Raw genomic sequence first — 6,757 nt, 5'->3', positions numbered from 1 at the left:
GGCTTGAGCTTTTGCCGCTTTCATTTGAAGAATTTATCGCCTTCGACAAGCGCCACAACGAGATAAACTCTATGATTTCGGCGTTTTTAGCCCAAGGCGGCGGCGCAAAAAACCCCTTCATAACCCCCGCTGAAATTTTAGAATTCGAGCAGAGGCTGCTTGCGGCAAACTTTAGCCGCACGGAGATTTTAATCCTCAAAGAGTGCCTAAGCTTCGTCCACACCGCATTTAGCGCAAATAAAATTTACACCGCGCTAAAGCCGCGCATCAAGATCTCCAAAGACGCCGTATACGGCACCATCGCTAAACTTGAGCGGGAAAATTTCATCAGATTTTTAAGCAAGGTGGGCGAGCCCGCGCGCGCAAAAAAACTATATTTTTCGCATTTTAATATGCGCGAAATTTTAACAAGCAAAAAGGACTTCTCGAAAAAATTTGCCAACGTCCTTTTTTGCGAGCTTTTGGGGCTAAATACGCCGATTTTTTACACAAAAGAGTTAGATTTTTACCTGCCTGCTCTAAAGATGGGGGTTCTCGTCATCCCATTCAGCGACGCGGACATTATCTTTTTAAAATTCCGCAAAATTTTAAGCGTGCTCAAGAGGCTCGGCATCACGAGCTTAAAAGTCGTTTCTATGGCAAACTCCGGCAGGCTCGAGATTGAGGGCATCCGCTGCGATGTAGTGCCGTTTCATGAATTCGCGCTTAGCTTCTGATTATTGACATCTCATATCATAAAATACAAATTTTATGATATAATTTTGGCAAACCCATATCAATTACGCAAGGGAAAGCCGATGATCAAATTAAAAGACAAACTCATTTATGAAACGCTAAAACTGGTCGAATCGCAAGGCAAAGGGGGACTTTTATGTCGCAATAAGCAAAGCGATGGGGAGTTTATGAGGCCCGTAAACGAATTCGCAGCTGCGAGTGGGCGCAACTACACCTCGGTCAAATCGACTCTTGATATAATTCATAAAAACTGGGGCTACCTGCAGCGCGAAAGCATTAAGGATACGGGGCTTGATGCGGGCAAGGCGTCGAAGATTTTCATCTACCGCCTATGCGAGTCAGGGCGAAGCTTTATCGAAAAATACGAAAAAACGCTCGTCCAAAACGCCGACAAATAGTTCAAAATTAAAAATTTTAAGCGCCAATTAGATAGAATTCTTTAATTTCACGTGGAGCGACAGAATTTCGTTTTTATGCGACTAGCCTTAAAAAGGAGATGAAAATGCTGGATTTTATAGTAAAAATGTTCGCCTGGAAAGCTGAGTGGGAGGTAAAAAAGGAATATGACAAAGAATTTGGCGATCTATCCTCCATGCGATCAATCTTGCGCTTTATAATACTTCTTGTCATACTTGGCATTTTGATTAAATTTCAATTAAGCGTATGAAAGATACATTTTTAGACATTGCGCTCGTTTTATTCGGCATCGCTATGCTCGCCACGATGCGACAAAAATCTTTATTAAAATTTACAATCTTCGTCGTGATTTTAGCGCTCGCCAGAGAGTTAATCATCAGATTTTATGCCTAGTTTCGGCCAAACCGACGCGGATGGAATTTAAAATTTAAACGACAAAATGACGGCGCGACGGAATTCGGCTGGTGCAAATTTTAAATTTCGCCGTAACCACACTATGCTTTTATCGTCGTTAGTAAATTCTACCGCGCTTCAAGAATTGTCGTATCGATAAATCTAGCTTTTATCGTCAATGACAGAATTTTACCCGCAGCGAGGATTTGCGCTTGATGCCACGCTTTCTGCTATCAGTGGCGGAATTTCACTCGTGCAAATGCGACGGAATTTCACTTGTGCGAACACGGCGGATTTTTTGCGGTGGCAGCAAAAATTATAAACCAAATGATCGGGTTAGAGCGTAAATTTTATAATGCTATAACGCTTAAATTCCGCAGAAGCCTAAATTGGCGCAATGCAAGTGCAGAATTCAATCAAAAAATTTCAAACTTAGTAGTAAAATTCCGCGCACTAAAATTTTGAAATTTTATTTCATAAAATTCAGAAATTTAGGAATTAAATTTTGCAGTTAAGCGCCAAATTTTACTTCGCAATTAAAATTATTACGCAAACCGGCTCGAAATTTCGCCCTGCCTACTCCACGTATCCGATAAATTCGCCATCGAAAGTATGCCTAACGTCGCCGCGAAAGTAAATTTTGCCTCCATCCCCTAAGCGTAAATTTAGCGTTTCACCGCTTGCAGGTATCACGCGGATATCGGGAGCTAGCCCCATATTTTCGACGCCTGCGATGAAGCATGCTGCCATCCCCGTACCGCATGCGAGAGTTTCGGCTTCTACGCCACGCTCAAAGGTGCGCACCTTTAAAATTTTGCTTGCGAGGCGGCTTTGAACTAACGCATAATTAACGTTAGCGTTATACTTTTCACGCAGATCGCGGGCTAGTGCGGCGTCGAACTCATTTAAATCGCTAACAAAAGTTACTAAGTGCGGCACTCCTGTGTTATAAAAATACCACGTTAGCCCTGCCTCCTCAAAGCTTTCGCCCAGGCGCTTAGGATGAGTTAACATTACCTCGACATTAGCTACTAACGCGTGAGCATTAGGACGCAGATTGAAAATCTCGCCAAAGCTTACATTGCGTAGCTCGCCTCGCATGCTCTCGCTCAAATTTCCGCCGAAAATACCGAAAATTTCACCGCTAATTACGCCTGCGCCGCTTAGGAATTTCATACTTTGCGCGGCCAAAAAATTTTCATACGCATACATGCATACCGCTCGCGAGCCGTTGCCGCACATATCGGCGCTACTGCCGTCGCTATTATAAAATTCCCACTCAAAGTTTATCCCCTCGATACCGTTAAATTTAGGTAGTACGACGATGAGCCCGTCAGCGCCTACTCCATCGCGCCTATCGCATAGCTCACGCGCTAGCTTGGATCTATCCGCCTTAACTGAATCCGTAAATATTACGAAATCATTTCCGCTCGCATTATATTTTGAAATTTTCATTATCTACCTCGCAAATTTTTAAAATTACTAACGCTCACTAACGCTTTATTAAAATTTTACTTCTATCTAAATTTAAGCGTATCGCTTATTCCTAGGCTTTACTAAGACTCAATTTACTAACACATTTTCTTTCGTGAGCCCATTTTGTTACGCGCCTTTCACAATGGATGTTAGAGCCTCTCATCTCATAGTCTCTAAATGCTCGCAAGCATCAAATCTTCCGAGCTTGCAAGCCTTTTCGTAAAGCTCGCGTGCCTTCTTTTTATCTTTCGCTACGCCCCAGCCCTTTTCGTATTGATACGCCAAATTTGAGCAGGCTAGCGGCTCGTCGCTTCTCTCGCACGCCTCGCTAAAATACTTCGCAGCAAGGGCGTGATCCTTTTGCCCGCCGTCGCCTTTGAAATACGTGACGCCTAAATTTACGCAAGAATCCGCGTGTCCTTGCTCACAAGCCCTATTAAAAAATATCCTAGCCCTGTCCGCGTCTTTTTTCACGCCTTCGCCAAGAACGTAGCTAAGCCCTAGGTTATGGCACGCCTCTACCTGCCCCATTTTGCAAGCCTTGATCAAAAGCTCGATCGCCTTTTTCACGTTGGGATAGACGCCGAGCCCCTTTTTATAGTTGTATGCAAGGCTCGCGCACCCCTCGCTGCTGTTTTTCTTGCAAGCATCGCTAAAAAGCTCATTCGCCCTCTTGCGATCCTGCGCCACCCCCTGCCCGTCGTTGTAGAGCAGCCCTAAATAGACGCAGCCCTTCTGCTCGCCGAGCTTGCACGCCATGTCGTAATAGCGCGCGGCCTGCCTGAAGCTTCTATTTGAGTCGTATGCGTAGCCCAAATTTGCGCAATCCAGCGCGTTTTCCTCGCCGCCTGCGTCGCAGTTGCGCTGCAGCTCATTTATCACGCGGCTTAGTTTTTTACAATCCATCTCGCTCCCCGCGGCGCAGCCCTTCCTTAGATCGTCGATCTCCGCCGCAGCGCCCGTCGCAAACAGCGCGGAGAGCAAAACCATTCGCGCCGTAAATTTTAACCGCTCTTTAAGCGGCGTGCTTTTAAAATTTTGAAATTTAGCGCCCTTTTGGGCACAGCTACCGATCCTCATCATCGCTCCTTTATTTTAAATCCCATCTTAATTCGCGTAGAAATTTTACGCAACCGTGCAAAGGGCTAAATTTTATCTTTTAGCTCTTTTAAAAATCTCTCCACCGCGACCTCAAGCGCGGCGAGATCGCCACTATTGTCTATCACAAAGTCCGCCATAGTGCGCTTTTGCTCTATGTCCGCTTGCAGTTCCACGCGGTGCTTTGCGGCGGCATGATCCAGTCCGTTTCGCTTCATCACGCGCGCGATCAGCGTATCTTTAGGCGCATAAACGACCGCTGCTTTATCAAAAAACTCATACCTCTTGCCCTCGAAAAACAGCGGAATATCGACAAAAAAAAGCTTTCCTTTCGCCTCCAAAGCCTGCGCCTGCGATAAAATTTCAGCCGTTATCTTCGGATGCAGCAGCGCTTCTAGCTTTGCAAGCTCAGCAGGATTTTTAAACACCAGCTCGCCTAGCTTTTTTCGGTCCACCGAGGCGCAGGTGGCGGACGAAATTTCCTCGTCCGATCTAGCGTTAAATTCCGCATGCGAGGCAAAATTTTCGACCTGTACGTCTTTTTGCACGACGTATTGCGCGCCGAAAATTTCAGCCACCTGCGCGGCGCAGCGATCCAAAACCAGGTGCGAAATCTTATCGGCGTCGATAATCTCAAATCCGCGATCACGAAGTAGCTCGCAAACCGCGCTCTTGCCGCTACCGATGCTGCCCGTGATGACGACGGCGTGTTTAAATTTCAAGGTGAGCCTTTATAGCGTTTTTATTCGATTTTAGCTAAAATCTGCAAAATTATACCATCTTGGAGGATAAAATTTGATAAGCTACAAAGACGCTGGCGTCGATATAGACGCGGGAAATGACTTCGTAGAGGCGATAAAACCGTTCGTCAAAGCTACGCAAACTCCGCACGTTTTGGGCGGTATCGGCTCGTTTAGCGGCGCGGTGAGGTTGCCCGCAGGCTACAAAAAACCTGCGATCCTAGGCGCCACCGACGGCGTAGGCACAAAGCTACGACTTGCGATCGACGCGCGCAAATTTGACGGCGTGGGTCAAGACCTCGTCGCGATGTGCGTGAACGACCTCATCTGCAACTTCGCCAAGCCGCTGTTTTTCCTCGACTACTACGCGACGGCGAAGCTTGAGATCAGCGATGCAAAAGAAGTCGTAAAAAGCATCGCCGAGGGCTGCAAGCTCGCCCGCTGTGCACTGATCGGCGGCGAAACGGCGGAGATGCCCTCGATGTATGAAAAAGGCGACTTCGACCTTGCAGGCTTTGCCGTGGGCATCGCCGAGGAGGACGAGATCGACCGCTCAAAATTCGTCCGCGAGGGCGATGCGCTCATCGCGCTTCCTAGCAGCGGCCTGCACTCAAACGGCTTCTCGCTCGCGCGCAAAGTGATCGCCGAGCTAGGGCTGAAATTTGACGACAAAGTAGACGGCCGCGCGCTCATCGACATGTTTTTGGAACCGACCAGGATTTACGTCGGCGACTTTTTAAATTTAAAAGATAAGATCCACGCGCTCGCGCACATCACGGGCGGCGGCATCGTGGAAAACCTGCCGCGCGTATTTCCGGAGGGGCTGGGTGCGAAGATCGAGCACACCGCGATCCGCACGCCTGAGATATTTAAAATCATCGCGCAAAAAGTGGAGCCGGCAGAGATGATGAGGACGTTTAATATGGGCGTTGGCATGATCGTCGTAGCGCCGAAAGAAAACGCTAACTTCGTGCTCGCTAACACCGACGGCTACGTCATCGGAGAGGTCGTAAAAGGCGGGGGCGTGCAATTTGCTTAAATTTGAAGCGGTAAAATTTGCCGCTTTTTGCCAAAGCAGAATTTATGCTTAGACTAAATTTTTAAGCCGGTATTGCTACTACCTCCGAAAATAGCGCCGATAATTATTATATGATAGACCTTGCGGACGATAGGTACGACTATAAGAACTCTGCTTTTCCAAAGACCAATCAAGCTCGGGCGGTATGAGGACGCAGACGCACCGCATAACGGCTTATACGCCAAGTGTAGGCGACGCATGCTATAACGGCTGCAAGGCTGTGAAAATCACTAGCGAGCTTATCGTTTTTGAAGTCCAAGATAGCGTCATCGCCGTGGATATCAGCGGCGTTAAAATTCCCAAACGCTTCATGCAGTATTGTAAAGAAATTTTCAGCGATCTGCTTGGCATTGAGGGATAAATTTAAATGCGCCTAACGGCACGCAAAAAAATTTATCTGCAACTGCCGTAAATTCTACCCGGGGGATACTACTCCGCGTCCTTTGCGTCCGCTTTTTCGATGAGGTTTTTATATTCGTCCTCGCTTAGATGCTTCATCCACGTTACGTTTTTGCCGTCCTTTTCAAAGGTTACCGCGATGTGCTCTCCGTCTTCGTGCAGTCCGGCTCCGTGCCAATGCTTGACGCCAGGCGGGCAGAGCACCACGTCGCCGGGGCTGGCGATTTGTACGATTCCGTCCGCCGTGCCAGTGTAAATTTTGCCCTTCGTTACGATTAAATTTTGCCCCGCAGGATGCGTGTGCCACGCCGTGCGTACTCCGCGTGGAAAATGTACCAGCGCCGCCCCTGCGTTTGCATAAGGCGTTGCGCCGAAAAGCAGCGTGACTTTCGGCAGCCCGCCTGCAAAAATTTTATCACTC

General features: G+C 47.6%; 9 protein-coding genes and 1 pseudogene. 6 read left to right on the top strand and 4 right to left on the bottom strand.

Features of this window, described 5'->3' with window-relative positions; all coding sequences use genetic code 11:
• The 4 genes and pseudogenes from Q0277_RS09280 to Q0277_RS09265 all read left to right on the top strand — a co-directional run.
• Positions 1 to 716: pseudogene (locus tag Q0277_RS09280) on the top strand (ATP-binding protein); the annotation flags it as partial.
• Between the two features lie 81 nt (positions 717 to 797).
• Positions 798 to 1,133, top strand: coding sequence for a hypothetical protein (locus tag Q0277_RS09275; protein ID WP_297997475.1), 336 nt, complete (start codon positions 798 to 800; stop codon positions 1,131 to 1,133).
• 104 nt (positions 1,134 to 1,237) lie between these two features.
• Positions 1,238 to 1,402, top strand: a complete 165-nt coding sequence (locus Q0277_RS09270) for a hypothetical protein (protein WP_291938608.1) — start codon at positions 1,238 to 1,240, stop codon at positions 1,400 to 1,402.
• On the top strand, positions 1,399 to 1,545 hold the full coding sequence (locus Q0277_RS09265) for a hypothetical protein (RefSeq protein ID WP_297997474.1): 147 nt from the start codon (positions 1,399 to 1,401) through the stop codon (positions 1,543 to 1,545). The genes Q0277_RS09270 and Q0277_RS09265 overlap by 4 nt, the downstream gene beginning before the upstream one ends.
• A gap of 576 nt (positions 1,546 to 2,121) precedes the next feature.
• On the opposite strand, the gene dapF is transcribed toward Q0277_RS09265, so the two are convergent.
• From dapF to coaE, 3 genes are all read right to left on the bottom strand, one after another.
• Positions 2,122 to 3,000, bottom strand: a complete 879-nt coding sequence (gene dapF / locus Q0277_RS09260) for a diaminopimelate epimerase (RefSeq protein WP_297997472.1) — start codon at positions 2,998 to 3,000, stop codon at positions 2,122 to 2,124.
• 180 nt (positions 3,001 to 3,180) lie between these two features.
• On the bottom strand, positions 3,181 to 4,101 hold the full coding sequence (locus Q0277_RS09255; protein ID WP_297997470.1) for a tetratricopeptide repeat protein: 921 nt from the start codon (positions 4,099 to 4,101) through the stop codon (positions 3,181 to 3,183).
• Positions 4,102 to 4,166: 65 nt separating this feature from the next.
• A complete protein-coding gene (gene coaE, locus Q0277_RS09250) occupies positions 4,167 to 4,841 on the bottom strand; it encodes a dephospho-CoA kinase (protein WP_297997468.1) in 675 nt (224 codons plus the stop codon).
• 73 nt (positions 4,842 to 4,914) lie between these two features.
• On the opposite strand from coaE, the gene purM reads away from it, so the two are divergent.
• Together purM and Q0277_RS09240 are read left to right on the top strand one after the other, a co-directional pair.
• Positions 4,915 to 5,898 (top strand): phosphoribosylformylglycinamidine cyclo-ligase, encoded by a 984-nt coding sequence (purM, locus tag Q0277_RS09245; RefSeq protein WP_297997466.1) that lies wholly within the window; start codon positions 4,915 to 4,917, stop codon positions 5,896 to 5,898.
• Positions 5,899 to 6,082: 184 nt separating this feature from the next.
• Complete coding sequence (locus Q0277_RS09240) at positions 6,083 to 6,298, top strand: hypothetical protein (RefSeq protein WP_297997464.1); 216 nt, start codon at positions 6,083 to 6,085, stop codon at positions 6,296 to 6,298.
• A 68-nt stretch (positions 6,299 to 6,366) separates the two neighbouring features.
• Here Q0277_RS09240 and Q0277_RS09235 read toward each other — a convergent pair.
• Positions 6,367 to 6,757: cupin domain-containing protein (locus Q0277_RS09235; protein ID WP_297997463.1), on the bottom strand; the 391-nt coding region annotated here is incomplete at its 5' end.

Origin of the sequence: uncultured Campylobacter sp. (assembly GCF_938030815.1) — a bacterium.
Lineage (GTDB): Bacteria > Campylobacterota > Campylobacteria > Campylobacterales > Campylobacteraceae > Campylobacter_B.
Note: the sequence above shows the minus strand (reverse complement) of the source record. Positions and strands in the feature narration are given on the sequence as shown.